The following is a 15,464-nucleotide window of genomic DNA, read 5'->3' on the forward strand; positions in this document are numbered from 1 at the left end:
GGATGGCCTTTTTTATTCACTTAAAGTAGGGGACATTCTATGAAACCCCAGAGCTTTCTCCAGGCAGCCTACATAGGATATCTGCTCACTATATCTGTAAGTGCGGCAGCTATGACCGATCCCCTTGGGAATGAGCTCGATGTAGAGGAATTATATAAACAGCCTATCTGCGGCTATGATCGCGTCATAAAAAAAGGGCTAAAACTTGTATTGGGCGAAGAGCCCACTGGAATCAAGGCTGAAAACGATAAATGGGAGTTGGAGATATACACTGATCCAAAGCATAACACCTGGACATTAGTGGGCAAAGGCAAAAGCCCTGATAGTAATCCCAGAAAATTATGTCACCTGGCAAAGGGCATTACTTCAGATAACCCCTATCAAGAAGCGATATGGTATAAAAAATATTTTTAGACGGCTATCCGTCTCATACGGCGAAAGTGTCTCCTGCTCAATGCTTTAGCGGGCATATCAAATAGTTAATGACAAAACTTCCCAGTCTTAAAATTTATTGATTGCTTGTTAATTAACCTCTGATATCTTTGGGATAGGTCGGAATATATCTGACCCAGGGCGTAGAAACCCCGACATAGACGGAAGGCATCGTCCGCTTTTTTGATGCCGCAACTCAGCTTTAGGCCGGGGGGCGTTACTCTGACAAGGGAGGTTGGATTGGCCAAGGCAGGCATCTTTTTATTCTTTATGTCCTTTATTTCTCTGTTTCCGGTATCTGTACGTGCTGCGGAAACCCAACCGGGTGATGCTTGTCCGACGGCAGGGCTTATACGCGACACAGGTGGGCCCGAGCAAATCCCCGGCATGGTTCTGATTTGCAATGGGACGGTCTGGAAAATGCTGGAAGAGCGCGCAACAGATGGCAAAAGTCTGTTTCAGGTCAACTCTGACTCCGGGGCATGTGACAGCGATAAGCAGGGGCGACTGCGATACACCAGCGCCAGCGATACTTGGGAGTATTGCTCAGGGAGTACCTGGAGCCCTTTTGAGCAAGCCGGGTTAGTTGGCCCGGCGGGGTGCGCGAATATCGGCGATCTGTGTGCGGATGGGACGGTGTACGCGGGGTATCACCCGATTACGCAAGAACATCTGTTCATTCCAACCACGGATCAGGGAACGACAAGCACATGGAAAACATCGACCGGAACGAACGATATTGCCACGGATTCAATTTATGATGGACGTATAAACACCGATCAGGTGGCGAATAGCACAACATTCCCGGCGTTTAAATTATGCAAGGATTTAGGGACGGGCGGTCATGCTGACTGGTATCTGCCAAGTCAGGTGGAAACTTATTACTTATGGTCTGTGCGAGATATAATCCAGGCAGGCGGGAATATTACGAATTTCCAGAGCGCTCTCTACTGGGCCTCTACGGAGGCCACTACGACCACTGCGTGGAGCCAGCAATTAGGCGGGGGGCAGCACAACACCAGCAGTAAAAATAGTTTTTTTCGGGTGAGGTGCGTCCGCCGCTGAGGCATTTACTTTTGAAACGCTGAGCCAAGTTCATCACGCCCCGTTATTAGCAAATTAATAAGCACAAGAAAAACCTACAGAATCAATTTTTAGCGGGCGCAAATATTCCTCTCCCGCCGCTCCCATTGGAATACCTCTTCAGCGTCCCAAAGATTGCAGCTTCCCGCATGCTTCATGCAGGGGGCGGGAAATGGATTCACTATCCGCTTCATACGCCGAAACAGCGTACGGCTTGAGCAGCGGAAGCGATCACAGAGATCCTGTGTAGAGTAGTAGGCAACCATGGCAAATCCCCCGCCTGGGAACATGGCACCACCTTATCCCAGAGCAACATACTGACCGCCTCTCGCGTTCCTCTTGGGGCGCATTCGGGTCGCAAGGGACTGGCGCAGACCGACAAGGAATCGACTAAGCAAAATCTACAACTATAGAGTGTAAAAATTAATAGTTTATAAACTGATCAGGGCTCATCATAAAAATATAAATAATAAAATTTTCTATTTGGGGAAAGAGACACGCGGTGATGCAAATCATAATCAGAGGGGAGATGACCGTCGCCCAGTTGCGCCAGGCGTTCTATGAAAAGCTCCATGAGCTGGAGAATGATTACAACGTTAAGCATCTCAAAAACGTGACCCTTTACGTCAATCCCATAAACGAGTTTGGTGAAGAGGTCGTGCCGCGCAACAAACTGGGGCAGCAGGTCAATAAGCTTCACAGTAACGGGCCGTACCGGAGCGCCGCTGAGGACTACAAGATTTAACTTGGGCAATAAATATTAGGGGGGATTAATATTGTCATGGAATTTCCACGATACGTGAATATAGAGCAGGCCAGAAACGTACTGGCCGAAAACGGAATTGAACTCAGTCAGCGGCAAATAAAGCGCGCAGCAGATCCCGATGCACACGGAAAACGTAAGCTGCCATTCTTCGTTGACCCCATCGATGGAAGGCTAAAAATAGACAAAAATCTGCTGGTAGAAATTTACAATACTTGTCAGGTAACCGCCAAAAATAACGCGCATATAAATGTAGAAAGCCTTAAGGGAGTATTTGACCGGAAGGGCTAAATACGATATGACGAATCATGTCCGACATTCGAAAAAGAACAGGTGCAAAAGGCACAACATATCAAGTTCGCTACCCTTGCAAAGCAAGTGCAACAGGCTATGCGTACAAGACATTCTCGACTCTGAAAGAGGCACGTACATTTCGTGAAGATGCAGTGTCGCGCATCGGTGCTGCTCCCGTATCGACCAGCGTCTGCACGGTTGCCCAGGCAATCGACAAATGGCTTGATGTCTGTGAGTCAGAGGGGCGCAATGGCCGCGATCCCGTCACGGGCTACACGCTCAGCAATTATCAGTATCGCGCTGAAATTATGAAGCGATACGGTTGGACGACAGACCTCCATGAGATTACTGCGCCAGATATTGTCGCCTTTCGTTCCTGGTTAATCAAAAATTGCGCCAGTCGAGATCAGGCTCGCAAGGTTATGTCCTCGTTTCAATCAGTCGTGCGCGAAATGGCGCAGCGTGGTCTTGTTACGAGCAATGTGGCGGCGGGAGTCAGTATCCGCAAGGAATCGCGATATGATGAGCCCATCCAGATTCCGACCGAAAACGAAGTTCGCGATCTTCTGGCTGCTGCTGACCGCCTTGCCAACTCCAAGAATAAACAGATTGCGCTTACCTGGAGAAGGTATCGCCCGATGCTCTATCTCGCTATCGATAGCGGCATGCGTCCTCAGGAATATCTTGTCGTGCCCCAATTCAATCTGCGTGACCAGGGCGTTGCGGTTGACCGTGCTATTGAGCGCCCAGGGGATAGAATTTCCGTAACGAAGACTCCGGCTGGACGGCGATTCATTGATCTCAGTCCTGCCGCATACGACATCGTGAAGCATTACGCCGATCACCATGCAATCGACAATCCGCACGACCTAATCTTTCCCACAGCAACGGGACATTGGCAGAGCGTGGACAACTGGCGCAAGCGAGGCTTCTACGTCGCATGTGAAGAAGCAGGGCTCATAAAAATGGTCGAAAAGGATGAGGGGCAGGTTGAGGAGCCGAAATTTACCCCCTATGCCCTTCGGCACTTCTACGCCTCAATGCTTATCGAGCGCAGACTTAACCTGAAGCGAATTCAGAAGCTGATGGGACACGCCAACATCGAGACCACTTTGAACACATACGGCCACCTGATCGAGCAGGCCGACGACGATAAGAGCAATCGATTCGGAGTCGTTGGGACGCTTGGCGCGAATTCATGTGGCGAATCTGTGGCAAGCACTACCTAATAGATTGTAATTCAATGCTTTTTTGGGGACTCCAAAACCGTAGGTCGAGGGTTCGAATCCTTCTGCCCCTGCCATTTTAAAATCAATGACTTAGCAAAATATTCTGGAAAGAAACGGCCCCTTGGGGCCGTTTTTGCCACAACTTTGCCACCCTCTGAAACCCGCAGAAATCCGCCATTGTCCATCACGGTCGTTTTGAGCTTGTGGCGGGTGTGTGGCGAATCCGCCTGGCGCGCAGGCCAGCGTTCCCCTGGTGGGGGCTTCCGAATCATCTGGGCTGGGCTGCTTCCGGGCTCTGTAGCGCATTGACAAGTGTCGCTTGACGCTTGACCATTGCGCTCCGACGAAGGAGCGGGAGGAGTCGCTATGTCCGTCAATGATATTCATCCCGGTGCGCTGGTGCGGCAAGAGTGTCTTGAACGCAGCGGCCTGTCCGTGACTGCCGGGGCTGAAATTTTAGGGGTCAGCCGACAGGCGCTCTCCAATTTATTAACAGGTAAATCCGGGATTTCTCCAGAGATGGCCATCCGGCTTGACCTGGTGTTTGGTGGTGGTGCCGAAACATGGCTCCAGCGCCAATTAATATTCGACCTGGCCGAAGCAAGGAAACGCACCGCCGCCATTAAAGTTCGGTCTCTCCACGTACAACCGAACGCTATTATTTAATTTAAGATCCTTTATAAGGCCACATGACAACATCTCTTAAACTTCATCAGCTTTCATTTCCTGACCTCTGCCCGGTTGCGGCAGCCGTCCATGCCTTGGCGACCACGGGCGGTGTGGAAGCAAGGGGGGCTGTTTTTACCCGCAGAGAGGTTGTCGAATTCATCCTGGACCTGAGCGGTTACAGCAGCGACCAGCCGCTGCACCGCATGCGCCTACTTGAGCCTTCCTTTGGTGGCGGCGACTTTCTGCTTCCGGCTATCGAGCGACTGCTGGATGTCTGGCAATCCAGCGATTGCAAGAATGACGCGCCCGGCTCGTTGGGTGGGTGCATTCGTGCTGTTGAGCTGCACCACGAAACCTTCAGCCAGACCAAGGCGCTGGTGATCCAGACGCTGGAAGACTTCGGCATCTCCCGTATTGATGCCTTGGCACTCGCAGATTGCTGGCTCATTCAGGGCGATTTCCTGCTGGCCGAGGTTCCAGGGCAGTTTGATTTTGTCGTGGGCAATCCGCCCTATGTCCGGCAAGAGCTGATCCCCGACGTGCTGATGGCCGAATACAGGTCTCGGTACAAAACGATCTATGACCGGGCGGACCTCTACGTTCCCTTTATCGAGCGGTCGCTCAACCACCTCACGAAGGGCGGCAATCTGGGCTTCATCTGCGCTGACCGCTGGATGAAAAACCGTTATGGCGGGCCGCTCCGCCATATGGTTGCCGCAGGCTTTCACTTGAAGGCCTATATCGATATGACCGCCACCCAGGCGTTCCATACCGATGTGATTGCCTATCCGGCGATTACCATCATCTCCCGGCAAAAATCCGGACCGACACGCATCATGCATAGCCCTGAGCTGAACCGCGCGCACCTGAAAAAGCTTGCGGGGCTCATTGCCGAGAAGACCTTGCCCGCAGGTGAAGAGGCCATACGCGAAATCGCTTGCGTCACTGCGGGCGATGAGCCCTGGATTCTGGAGTCCTCAGACCAGCTCAATCTGGTGCGCCGTCTTGAAACGGTATTCCCAGCCCTAGAAGAGGCGGGGTGCAAAGTCGGCATCGGTGTGGCCACCGGAGCGGACAAGGTTTATATCGCGCCTTTCGATACGCTTGATGTCGAGCCTGACCGCAAACTGCCGCTCGCCATGACGCGCGACATCGTCAGCGGGCACATTGAGTGGCGCGGTTACGGTGTGATCAACCCCTTCCAGGATGAAGGGGGGCTGGTTGACCTCGAAAAATATCCGCGCTTGCGGCGTTACCTGGAAACCCACAAGGAAGTCATCACCAACCGGCACTGCGCCAAAAGCCAGCCGTCCAACTGGTATCGCACCATTGACCGGATTACGCCTTCGCTTGCGAAAAAGCCGAAGCTGTTGATCCCGGATATCAAGGGCGATGCCCATATCGTCTATGATGATGGCACTTTGTACCCTCATCACAATTTGTACTTTATCCTCTCGGAGGACTGGGAGCTCAAGTCTCTTCAGGCGGTGCTGCTGTCCGGCATAGCGAGACTTTTTGTAACTGTCTACTCGACCAAAATGCGGGGCGGGTATCTGCGCTTCCAGGCGCAGTATCTGCGTCGTATCAGGGTTCCGCTCTGGAAGGACGTTCCTGAAGCCTTGAGGAAAGAGCTTTCCGAAGCCGCCGAGAGACACGATATCCCGGCCTGCAACCGCGCTGTTTTTAAACTTTATGGACTCACTCCCGAAGAGTGTGCCGCCCTTGGTGGAAATGGAGAATAACTGTGCCGCTAGACCTTGTTGATTACGAGAGCAAGACGCCAGAAGCTATAAAAGCCTTCTGGCAAAGCCGGGATGACGCTAAGCAGAAGCAGTTGGAATCCGGCAAAGCGGACCAAGGCGAACGCGCCGGTGTCACCGGCGGCAAGAATATGGACGGCTTTACCGATCTCATCACGGAGATCGTAAAGAAAAACGGCCTTGCCCACGCGCAGATTCATCAGCAAAAGGCTGCCCTGACGCTTCCGGGCTATTTCAGGCCCACCAAGCTCTGGGACATTATCGTCATGCACAAGGGGCAGCTGATTGCCGCCGTTGAGCTCAAGAGCCAGGTGGGACCGTCTTTCGGGAACAACTTCAACAACAGAACGGAAGAGGCCATCGGCACAGCACACTGCCTGTGGACGGCCTACCGTGAAGGCGCGTTCGGTAAGCAGCCCCGGCCTTTCATTGGTTGGCTGATGGTGGTTGAAGATGCCCCAGGCTCGCGGACACCCGTTCGTGACAAGTCGCCGCACTTCCCGACGTTCAAAGAATTTAATGGGGCGTCCTATCTGAACCGGTACGACATTTTGTGCCAGCGTCTCATGCAGGAGCAGCTCTATTCTGCCGCCTCTCTGATCGCCTCGCCGCGTGATGCTGTGAGCTCAGGAGTGCACGGGTCTCTTTCGGATTTGACCAGCTTCAAAACCTTTGTGACCAGCCTGGCGGGGCATGTCGCCACTGTGGCGGCGCAGCTGGAATAAGCATAAAAAAGATTGTAGTAATAGGAGTTGGGGCAATGGATGAGTTTTGGAAAGCAGCGTTGAAGGCTGGTGGCCCCGTAGCCATCGTTTGCTTTTTGATCTGGTGGTTTCTCGGGCAGGCATTTGAACATCAGCTGGTAGCCGTATTTGGCAGCGAGCAGAAGTTTGCATTTGTGCTGGTGGTCACAGGCGGGCTATTGGTCTGCCTGTATGCCGCCATCGTTCATTTTGGCAAAAAGCCCGTTACCACTGTTCATAAAGAAAATAAGGCTGTTTTCCACAGGACTATCATCAAGGGTGATGTTGTCCTTGGCGACAAAACCGTAAATTCAAAGGAAGAAAATGGGGAATAGTGCTGAGTTCCATGGAGAGATACAGGGCGATGCCGTCCTGGGGGACAAGCATGTCCATGAAGCAGCACTGCTTCCCCTGGAAAAGGCAATCCGCGCCTTAAAGCTTTCGATCAAGGAAAACCCAGAACTCGAATCTATTATCGAGGAACTGGCCGAATACACGACCGATAGGCCCGGTCGGCCCATCATTGGTGTCGAAGGTAAGCTTGCGAATGGTAATCGCCAGGATCTGGTCGAGAATGCGATCTATCTGAAGAATAAATTTGAAAGGATGCTCGCGAAACGCCAGATGTCATTGATCGAGCAGAAGGTCTATGCCCATGTTCTGGCCATGATCGACACAACCTTCAACCAGAAGATTCGTCCTCTCATTCTGGAGAGGAAAGACAAATCTATTGTCGATAAAGCGGTGCAGGATCACATTGTTGACCCCGTATACCAATCAATCGTTGGCTTCAACTCGTCGATTACGACGCAGCATGTCCTCGGAATGCTTTACTTCCTGACTGGCAAATGTCATCTCGTGTGGGCCGAATAACATGCTTATCTACCACCCTGCATACGACATTAATCACAGTATTTATCGAATCCTGCTCATCCTGAACTCTTCGATCCACAAGGAATTTCAATGGGATTTGATGAGATTGATGGATTTTTATGTCTTGTTTCCTCATCTACTTAAAGACGTATCGCCGTTGCCGATTACGGTCAAGTCCTATAAGAAACTTATCAATGCGCTGCCTGACGCTTATGAGTCGATGCTAAACACCAAGCGCATTCTGTTTGAGCTGGAGCCCATCCAGAATACGGCCATTCAGAATATTCTGGCCAAAGATTTGATTGATCTTGAGAGATTTCAGGAAGGTATTGTCACACGGTCTGAAACTGCGCTTCCAGACGAGCTAATGGTGCGACTTCAGGCGGACGAGACAACTGGCGAAGAGTGGTTCAGATTTATTGCGAATGAGCTTCCTGCACTCGAATTCAATGGAAAATCTGGATTGAAGTCCAGGTCTGGATTAATGGAATATAAATATGATACTTGAGACTCGTTCCTCTCATAAATTTCCGGCCCTGTTCGTCACCAGATTTATAGTTATTAAATCCGGTGAGTTTGTCTACGATCAAATATTCAAGCTGGGCGTGAATATCATTCGCGGTGACAACGGTACAGGCAAGTCCACTGTCATGGATCTTATGTATTACGCCTTGGGTGCCGAGGTTTCGGACTGGACAGAAGAGCAGATTGCTTGTGACGAAACCATTGCGGAAGTAAAGCTGAACTATAAAACTTACTGCTTGAAGAGAGAGATTTCCGAAACAGGCAAAGCAGCCATGTTCCTCTATGAGGGAAATGCGGAGGCTGCCTTGGCCGATAAACTCAACTGGTTCAGGTATCCAAATGCACGCAATAAGGATACCCATAGTTATTCACAGCAGCTATTTCTGTTGATGGGGCTTCCGTCACACAAAACGGATGAAGCCAAAAACCTCACAATGCATCAGATTTTACGTCTGATGTATGTTGATCAGCTTACGCAAACTACCAAGCTGCTCAAAGAAGACAAGAATTACGACAACGCTGATATACGTAAGGCAATCGGTGAGTACTTACTAGGCATTGATGATCTCGAAGCGCATAACCTGCGTCAGGAACTCATTGAGGCCAATAGAGAATTCGACGCCCTTGCCAGCGAGCTCAAGGCCATCTATCGCTTCCTCGGGTCTGACGTTAGCCTTATCAGACGGGAAAGAATTGAATCTGACATAGCCGCCCTGGAAGTCGAAATCCTGGCTCTTGAAGAAAAGCGGAAGGCTATTCGGCATGAAAAGCTGGAACATGTAACCGAAGGTATCCGGGATCGCGCAGCCGCTATCGCAGAAGAGCTTGAAACGCTCTCCGCAGATAAAGCAGACCTGGAAGAGCGGAAATCCATCATCACCTCGGAGATCGTGGATACAAAGCTATTTCTGCAATCTCTTAAGCAGCGCCTTGCCGCCCTCGAAAACTCAAAGGCTACCAGTACATCGCTCGGTGAGTTGATATTCAAATATTGCCCTGCTTGCCTAAGCCCCATTGAGACTCATGCCGATGGGACGGCTTGCGGCCTTTGCAAGGCAGGGCTTGATCTGGAAAAGCGTCACTATTCCTATATTCAAAAAATAAATGAAATTCACTTTCAGATTCGTGAAAGCGAATACCTTCTCAAAGAGTATCAGAGCAAGTCTGACAGCATAAGCTCATCACTTCCGATCATTTCTCATCGTCTCAACTCCCTGAGAATGGAGTATGCGGAATTGATGGGTAACGCCGATGCGGTGGACGCGGCCATCTCGGAGATCGGGGCGCAGATAGGTTTTGCCCGCAGCCAAATTACCAACTACGGTGAAAAATTAAAAATGGTGGATCAGATTGAAGACCTGACTACCCGGAAGACAGATGCCAATTCTCGCATCACCACGCTTAAAGAGAAGCTGGAAGTACTGGCCGAAGCGACAAAAAATCGCTATCAGGATGTCTACACCGACATCGAAGAGATCGCTAAAGAGTTCATTAAGGCAGACGGCGGCTATGAAAACGTCTTTGAAAACCCCGAGGACGTTACGTTTGACTTCGCACGAGACAAGATGGCCGTAAACGGCAGATCGAAATTCTCAGCCAGTTCCATGGTCATCCTGAAAAACTCCATACGGGTTGCCATTTTCATTCACTCTGTAAAGGATCAGATGGCACGGTATCCTCGCTTCCTTATGCTGGATAACATCGAAGATAAGGGGATGATGGAAGCCAGAAGCCAGAATTTCCAGCGAGTTCTAGTAGAGAAGTGCGATGAGCTGGAAAATGACTACCAAATAATCTGCACCACATCCATGATCGATCCGAAACTGAACACCTCCAACTATGTGGTTGGTCCTTTCTACAAGAAAGGCGAGCACACGCTCAAGTTCTCGAAAGGCAACGCGCATTAAAATCAGATCTCAAGGGCGCAATGCCCTTGAGAAACTCCTGTACAAAGATTGTGCGGTGAGGCCAAGACATCTTAATAGCCTTGGCTTTCCTATCTCCTTGGCGGCGACAAACCCTCCGTCATCACGGAAAGAGCCAATAAGTCTGCTGTCCATGTTGACCGCCTGCTGACCCAGGTAGGCGAGCGATGATCGCTTTGCTGCGCGCTTTTGTGCACCGTTGCTGCATTCAGTTCTATCCCCCACCCAATTGCTGCAAAATATCTACTCGTTTCTCGCCTGTACGTAGAGGGCGCGCCTCGAAATGGTTGGCGTTGTAGCTATGCTCCTTAGAGCGTAAGTCACAAGGGTGGCTGGCTCTGTCCATGGAGAAAACAATGTCAAGAAAATCCGTACTACTTATCGCACTAACAGGCGCTTTCGCCACGCCGGCATTTGCTGATGAATTTGAGATTTGCAGGGCACCGTTGCTATTAGCTGCCACAGAGAGCTTTGAGCAGTTCGATCAGGTTGATCAAATGAGTTATCGTTATGATCGCGCTTGCGGAGTAGAAAAGTCTGAAAGTAGCAATGGTTTCGATGGTTTCATTGAAACCGTTGTGAAGGTGCCATTCAAGGCTGGGCTTAGTGCGGAAAGCACAAACTCAAATTCGAAGCAGTGGTGCAAGGAGAACAGCAGCTTTGCAAGGGATAAAAGCTTTTCTAGTCGCGTATACAAGACGGTGTTCGCACCGGCCTTGACCTCATTTAATAATTGTATTTCGGCAATGAAATCAAAACTTCAAGTAGAGCTAAAACCGCAAACAAGTGAGAAGTTTGTTGTTACTATGATAAACTTGGAGCACAGGGGCGGCGTCTTATTTCAAGGTGTCAGCACAACCCCTGAGAACCAGGCCAATTGCGATATAACATACAAAAAAATGGTTTTAAAAGGGAGGCAGGCTAAGTCGGTAGTGCCTTTTGATTTTGATCCGGGGCAAATGATAACCTTTGACTGCACTAGATCAAAAGTCAATGGTATTTATCCTGAAGCGTCCTTCAATTTTAAAAATAATCTTCAAAACTATACCTACGTCATGGCAGAGTTTAATGCCAACCCAAAAAAAGATCCTGTTGAGCCTCGAAAATATGTGATGCGATTAGATGGCGAGACAATGGGTAATGAGGCCTATTGGGATGGTAAGATGCAATTTACAAAGAGATGCAGGGAAACGCCTGCTGGCATGGCATACATAGGAAAAGACACTGAGCTCCCTGTTGTTCATAAACCAGACACTGTACCCTACTGCCTCGATCCGGTGAAAGATTTCGGTGGCAATATACCATGCACTGGAAGTAACGAGTTTTGCAAAATTATACAGGTCAAAAAAGGCTGCTACGTTAACAGCGAGTGGCTGACCTGGTACGATAATGCAGTGAAGAGTAAAAATTTAGTTAGATCAGACGAGCAAATATGTGCTCCGCAAAATATTATCTAGAGCACAGCTAGCTACGCGGTGCGGCAATGTAATTGGGCCGCATCGCATCGTACCGTAGAAGGTAAATTTAGGTCGGATGGACTACCTATTTATCGCCCTCTAATTCGATTTTCTTTTCTCCGTCACAGCGAATAAAATTTGGAGTCTTCTCCAAAACAGGACTGTGAAGGGATGTCTACACAGAGAAATAATACAAGCCATGGAAACGAACTGATCCTGGCTTCGGCAAGTGATGCCGAACCACCCTAGCGAGTGTCTGACGAACTGTCACTTGGCCCCCGCCTAGAAGGTATGATTCGCGACAGCCTGACCATCGAGTTTGAGGATGCCAAGCAATCAGGGATGCTGGGCTACATGTCTCGCTCTTTGGTGCGGGCAATCCCCTTACACTCGCCGCCATTACTGTCCTGCGTGAAAAAGCATACTCGGTTTTGCTATATTCAGTCCCACGCGCACATGCGTCCTATCAGGAGTGATAACAGTGTCAAAATTGGCAGAATTTCGAGCGGCTGAACGGGCGCTACAGGAGCAACTTGCTCAACTGGAAGCGCTGAAGACCAATGCCGGATTGAAGAAAGAAATCGAGTTCGAAGAAAAGCTGACGAACCTGATGCAGTCCTATGGCAAGAGTTTAAAGGACGTCATTGCCATCCTTGATCCTGCCCCGGCTGGCCGCAAACAGGAGAAGGTCGTTGGCGCGCATCGGCGTCCGCGCGTATTGAAACGCTACAAGAACCCTCACAATGGCGAAGTGGTGGAAACCAAGGGCGGCAATCACCGCGTCTTGAAAGAGTGGAAAGCCCAGTACGGTGCCGCCACCGTGGAATCCTGGCTCCAGGCCTGATTGGCAATCCGGAGCGGGCTTTTATGCCCGCTCCGAATGAGGGCTCAAGGGTGCAACGCTCTTGCGTTTATCATGCGGCGAATGTTTTCCAGCGAGGCCAGGGCGTTCCAGCGTTCCTGGCTTGTCCGGTCAGCGCTGACGTCGGCGTTGAACGCCCTGGGAATGCTGAAAGATTAAAGCTTGAACTGACTTTGGGTTGATCGGCGCGAAGCCAGACGGGAGCTGTCAATCAGCTGGCCATAGCGTCCAAGATTCTCGCGGCTATAGTCGTCGCAGCCGATATCCCGCCGGTAGTGATAGGGATGCTGTGGTGGATTTTGCATGAAGACCATGGCCAACCCTTTTTCCAATGGTGCAACGCCATTGCAGAATGCCGACAGGTACAGCGCCGCGCGTTCCGGCGTCAGGCTTACATGACCGCGTTCTAACAAAGCGGCAGTCATGCCCGCACCTTCGGCGCTCTGCATCAGATAAAACGCGGGGCTGGGTGTATCCAGGTATTTCGCTTCCCCACAGAATTGCCCAAAGGTCGCATCAATGAGATGCCAACGGCTATCAGCCTTTTCGGCGACCTTACACACCAGGACCGCATGCCCTTGCTGGTAATAGCCTTCCAACGATTGCGTCGCTAACGGTTTTACCGGTACGCCCAAATCCTGGAGCGCATATCCGGCGATACATTGTGCCAATCCGCAGCACCCGGCAAAGATGGATTGAAGACTTGTTGAGTCTTGAGATTTTTCAGGTACTGAACACCCCGTAACCGTACAACGCAGAATTTTTTGCGTTTCCTGGATCACTTCGTCTAGCAGTTCTGGCGTTCCGTAGAGCAACATTCCTCACTTTCTTCATAAGATATAACACAAGCATAACAATATGAGCCAGAAAAACCGTCATAGTCCTAGAGTCGATTAAAAAATCATTAATATACGGATGCCCTATAAATAACGTCGACTGGCAAAAAAATAAATGGCGGCTATTCTTGAATGGCTACGCTCAAGACCTTCAAGCGACTCAGCAGTAACAGGATGCTTGATGCACACCCTGAAACAAAGGAGTTTGATGCCATGCAACATCATGCTACTTCGCAACCGGTTTCTTCATCATCACCACTTGAGTTTCTCTGGCTGGAACTAACCAACAGATGTAATTTGCAATGCACACACTGCTACTCCTCTTCTAGTCCGTATAGCGGTGAACTCGATGTATTGACAGCAGGCGACTATATTCGCCTGCTCAATGAAAGTTATGAGTTAGGTTGCCGTCAGGTTCAGTTTATTGGCGGAGAACCCACGCTCAACAAGGCGCTTCCCTCACTGATCGAGCATGCCTCAAATATCGGATACGAGTTTATTGAGGTATTCACAAATCTGCTTCACCTGAGTGACGAACTCATAAGTCTTTTTCAAAAACACCGTATTGCCGTCGCAACATCCTTTTACTCTCGCAATAGCCTGACACATGACAGCATCACCAAATCTCCAGGCAGCTTTAACCGCACCACTACGAATATACGGAAAGTGCTCTCGGCAGGAGTTGGCCTTAGAGTCGGCATTGTCGAAATGGAGGAAAATTCAGGCGAGCTGGAAGCGACCATGCATTACTTAAATGCACTGGGCATTACCGATATTGGGCATGACCATGTTCGCGGCTTTGGGCGCGCTCAGCCAGGCGAGAAATGCTCCATGGAGAATCTGTGCGGTCGATGCGCCGAGGGCGTCCTGGCAATCGGCCCCGATGGCGTTGTGGCTCCCTGTATCATGTCCAAGAGTTGGCCTGTGGGTTCGATTCTCGGCAACGCGCTGGAAGACGTCGTCGGTTCAGAAACATTGTCGCTGGTCAGGCAACAAATCGCCCAGGCGACGAGCAACAACGCCTTCTGTCAGCCCGACTGCGGTCCCAATAACAAGGAGTGCATGCCAGAGTGTGGACCATCCAGGCAATGCCCGCCTTGCGGCCCCAATGCAGGGCAAAAATGCGAACCCAATCGCAATTGTTCGCCCTAGGTCGTGGCACTCATCTGATTTGTGGTGACGAGAAGCCCATGGACTCAAGGGCGCAACGCTCTTGCGCTCATCACGCGGCGGATATTCGCCAGCGAGGCCAGGGCATTACGTTGTTCCTGGCTTGTCCGGTCAGCGCGGGCGGCTTCATTGAAGGCCTCGCGGTACAGCGCGCGCAGTTCGTGATCAGGTTTTGCAGCCAGTTCAAAGATCGTCAGCAGTTTCATTTCAAATCTCCTTTTGCCTTTTTCGCCACCCTTCGTGACCTTGTGACGCTGCATCAGCACAGGCGTCGGCTGCGCAGCACCCGCTTCGGGCCGCAACGTAAGAGAAGGAGTCATTGATGACTTGCCGCAGGACAGAGACGACGTTTGTGCTACAGCAAAAACAAAATGGGCATGAGGCGTGACGATCCAGGAGGAGAGGGGAAGTGAAAGTTCTGATAAGCAGCTTCTGAACTTAAGCAAAAGCATGGGCGCACCTGACGGCTGCACCGCCAGGCCGGGCTCTATGCGCTAACCGCGCACCGGGCCAATGGAAAGCCTTTGTCCCGGCCAGTTGGTGACGATCCCTTTCGTGAAAACAAGGCTGCTTAAAGGGGCGTCCCGCTCCCTGGCGCAACGCAAGGGTACCCACCCGTCGACTCCAATTTCGAAAGGCTTGATGTACTAGCCATATGCCGCTAAACCGTATTATGACGATCAGCGGATAGGTGATGAAATGGCATCGAGATTTGTTGTCGTTCCTGGGATACCAGAGGAAACGGGGTCGGTACGTGATGGCTCTCGCTACTACTCCAGCATGGCGCCTTGTGGCTTTAGCATCTACGACACCAAAGAAAAGTGTCGACTGCCCGCGTCATTT

Annotated in this window: 17 protein-coding genes; 15 read left to right on the forward strand and 2 right to left on the reverse strand. The window is 50.7% G+C overall.

Annotated elements, in window-relative coordinates; translation table 11 throughout:
• Nucleotides 1-39 precede the first annotated feature (39 nt).
• The 14 genes from PG5_RS07810 (at nucleotide 40) to PG5_RS07875 (ending at nucleotide 12,597) form a co-directional block, all read left to right on the forward strand.
• Nucleotides 40-414 (forward strand): hypothetical protein, encoded by a 375-nt coding sequence (locus PG5_RS07810; RefSeq protein WP_042955277.1) that lies wholly within the window; start codon nucleotides 40-42, stop codon nucleotides 412-414.
• A gap of 258 nt (nucleotides 415-672) precedes the next feature.
• On the forward strand, nucleotides 673-1,497 hold the full coding sequence (locus PG5_RS07815) for a DUF1566 domain-containing protein (RefSeq protein WP_177326136.1): 825 nt from the start codon (nucleotides 673-675) through the stop codon (nucleotides 1,495-1,497).
• A gap of 523 nt (nucleotides 1,498-2,020) precedes the next feature.
• Entirely contained in the window at nucleotides 2,021-2,260 is a 240-nt protein-coding gene (locus PG5_RS07820; RefSeq protein WP_155943714.1) for a hypothetical protein, read from the forward strand.
• A gap of 54 nt (nucleotides 2,261-2,314) precedes the next feature.
• Entirely contained in the window at nucleotides 2,315-2,569 is a 255-nt protein-coding gene (locus PG5_RS07825) for a hypothetical protein (protein ID WP_218187888.1), read from the forward strand.
• 17 nt (nucleotides 2,570-2,586) lie between these two features.
• Nucleotides 2,587-3,801: a site-specific integrase gene (locus PG5_RS07830; protein ID WP_020796567.1), complete on the forward strand. Its 1,215-nt coding sequence runs from the start codon at nucleotides 2,587-2,589 to the stop codon at nucleotides 3,799-3,801.
• Nucleotides 3,802-4,167: 366 nt separating this feature from the next.
• A complete protein-coding gene (locus PG5_RS07835; RefSeq protein ID WP_020796568.1) occupies nucleotides 4,168-4,467 on the forward strand; it encodes a HigA family addiction module antitoxin in 300 nt (99 codons plus the stop codon).
• 23 nt (nucleotides 4,468-4,490) lie between these two features.
• Nucleotides 4,491-6,212 carry an Eco57I restriction-modification methylase domain-containing protein gene (locus PG5_RS07840; protein WP_020796569.1) on the forward strand — a complete coding sequence of 574 codons (1,722 nt, stop codon included), beginning with the start codon at nucleotides 4,491-4,493 and terminating at the stop codon, nucleotides 6,210-6,212.
• 2 nt (nucleotides 6,213-6,214) lie between these two features.
• The gene (locus tag PG5_RS07845; protein WP_020796570.1) at nucleotides 6,215-6,955 is read left to right on the forward strand and encodes a PaeR7I family type II restriction endonuclease; all 741 of its coding nucleotides are present in this window, start codon (nucleotides 6,215-6,217) and stop codon (nucleotides 6,953-6,955) included.
• Between the two features lie 35 nt (nucleotides 6,956-6,990).
• Nucleotides 6,991-7,308, forward strand: coding sequence for a hypothetical protein (locus PG5_RS07850; protein WP_020796571.1), 318 nt, complete (start codon nucleotides 6,991-6,993; stop codon nucleotides 7,306-7,308).
• A complete protein-coding gene (locus PG5_RS07855; RefSeq protein ID WP_020796572.1) occupies nucleotides 7,298-7,846 on the forward strand; it encodes an ABC-three component system protein in 549 nt (182 codons plus the stop codon). The genes PG5_RS07850 and PG5_RS07855 overlap by 11 nt, the downstream gene beginning before the upstream one ends.
• A gap of 1 nt (nucleotide 7,847) precedes the next feature.
• Nucleotides 7,848-8,354 (forward strand): ABC-three component system middle component 5, encoded by a 507-nt coding sequence (locus PG5_RS07860; protein WP_042955279.1) that lies wholly within the window; start codon nucleotides 7,848-7,850, stop codon nucleotides 8,352-8,354.
• Nucleotides 8,344-10,278 carry an AAA family ATPase gene (locus PG5_RS07865; protein WP_020796574.1) on the forward strand — a complete coding sequence of 645 codons (1,935 nt, stop codon included), beginning with the start codon at nucleotides 8,344-8,346 and terminating at the stop codon, nucleotides 10,276-10,278. The genes PG5_RS07860 and PG5_RS07865 overlap by 11 nt, the downstream gene beginning before the upstream one ends.
• A gap of 374 nt (nucleotides 10,279-10,652) precedes the next feature.
• Nucleotides 10,653-11,753, forward strand: coding sequence for a hypothetical protein (locus tag PG5_RS07870; RefSeq protein WP_020796575.1), 1,101 nt, complete (start codon nucleotides 10,653-10,655; stop codon nucleotides 11,751-11,753).
• A gap of 481 nt (nucleotides 11,754-12,234) precedes the next feature.
• Nucleotides 12,235-12,597 carry a histone-like nucleoid-structuring protein, MvaT/MvaU family gene (locus PG5_RS07875; protein ID WP_020796576.1) on the forward strand — a complete coding sequence of 121 codons (363 nt, stop codon included), beginning with the start codon at nucleotides 12,235-12,237 and terminating at the stop codon, nucleotides 12,595-12,597.
• Nucleotides 12,598-12,770: 173 nt separating this feature from the next.
• On the opposite strand, the gene PG5_RS07880 is transcribed toward PG5_RS07875, so the two are convergent.
• On the reverse strand, nucleotides 12,771-13,433 hold the full coding sequence (locus tag PG5_RS07880; RefSeq protein WP_020796577.1) for a hypothetical protein: 663 nt from the start codon (nucleotides 13,431-13,433) through the stop codon (nucleotides 12,771-12,773).
• Between the two features lie 150 nt (nucleotides 13,434-13,583).
• Here PG5_RS07880 and PG5_RS07885 point away from each other — a divergent pair, with 150 nt between their 5' ends.
• Nucleotides 13,584-14,603, forward strand: coding sequence for a radical SAM protein (locus tag PG5_RS07885; RefSeq protein WP_052024678.1), 1,020 nt, complete (start codon nucleotides 13,584-13,586; stop codon nucleotides 14,601-14,603).
• Between the two features lie 44 nt (nucleotides 14,604-14,647).
• Here PG5_RS07885 and PG5_RS34590 read toward each other — a convergent pair whose 3' ends face one another.
• Nucleotides 14,648-15,073, reverse strand: a complete 426-nt coding sequence (locus PG5_RS34590) for a hypothetical protein (protein WP_218187889.1) — start codon at nucleotides 15,071-15,073, stop codon at nucleotides 14,648-14,650.
• Between the last annotated feature and the right edge of the window lie 391 nt (nucleotides 15,074-15,464).

The sequence above is a fragment of the Pseudomonas sp. G5(2012) genome (assembly GCF_000408945.1).
GTDB lineage: Bacteria > Pseudomonadota > Gammaproteobacteria > Pseudomonadales > Pseudomonadaceae > Aquipseudomonas > Aquipseudomonas umsongensis.

Coding starts and splice junctions, on each gene's coding strand:
- PG5_RS07870 (WP_020796575.1), top strand. CDS start 10,653: ATGTCAAGAAAATCCGTACTACTTATCGCACTAACAGGCGCTTTCGCC.
- PG5_RS07820 (WP_155943714.1), top strand. CDS start 2,021: ATGCAAATCATAATCAGAGGGGAGATGACCGTCGCCCAGTTGCGCCAG.
- PG5_RS07840 (WP_020796569.1), top strand. CDS start 4,491: ATGACAACATCTCTTAAACTTCATCAGCTTTCATTTCCTGACCTCTGC.
- PG5_RS07850 (WP_020796571.1), top strand. CDS start 6,991: ATGGATGAGTTTTGGAAAGCAGCGTTGAAGGCTGGTGGCCCCGTAGCC.
- PG5_RS07810 (WP_042955277.1), top strand. CDS start 40: ATGAAACCCCAGAGCTTTCTCCAGGCAGCCTACATAGGATATCTGCTC.
- PG5_RS34590 (WP_218187889.1), bottom strand. CDS start 15,073: ATGCTTTTGCTTAAGTTCAGAAGCTGCTTATCAGAACTTTCACTTCCC.
- PG5_RS07830 (WP_020796567.1), top strand. CDS start 2,587: ATGTCCGACATTCGAAAAAGAACAGGTGCAAAAGGCACAACATATCAA.
- PG5_RS07880 (WP_020796577.1), bottom strand. CDS start 13,433: ATGTTGCTCTACGGAACGCCAGAACTGCTAGACGAAGTGATCCAGGAA.
- PG5_RS07865 (WP_020796574.1), top strand. CDS start 8,344: ATGATACTTGAGACTCGTTCCTCTCATAAATTTCCGGCCCTGTTCGTC.
- PG5_RS07885 (WP_052024678.1), top strand. CDS start 13,584: ATGGCTACGCTCAAGACCTTCAAGCGACTCAGCAGTAACAGGATGCTT.
- PG5_RS07860 (WP_042955279.1), top strand. CDS start 7,848: ATGCTTATCTACCACCCTGCATACGACATTAATCACAGTATTTATCGA.
- PG5_RS07855 (WP_020796572.1), top strand. CDS start 7,298: ATGGGGAATAGTGCTGAGTTCCATGGAGAGATACAGGGCGATGCCGTC.
- PG5_RS07835 (WP_020796568.1), top strand. CDS start 4,168: ATGTCCGTCAATGATATTCATCCCGGTGCGCTGGTGCGGCAAGAGTGT.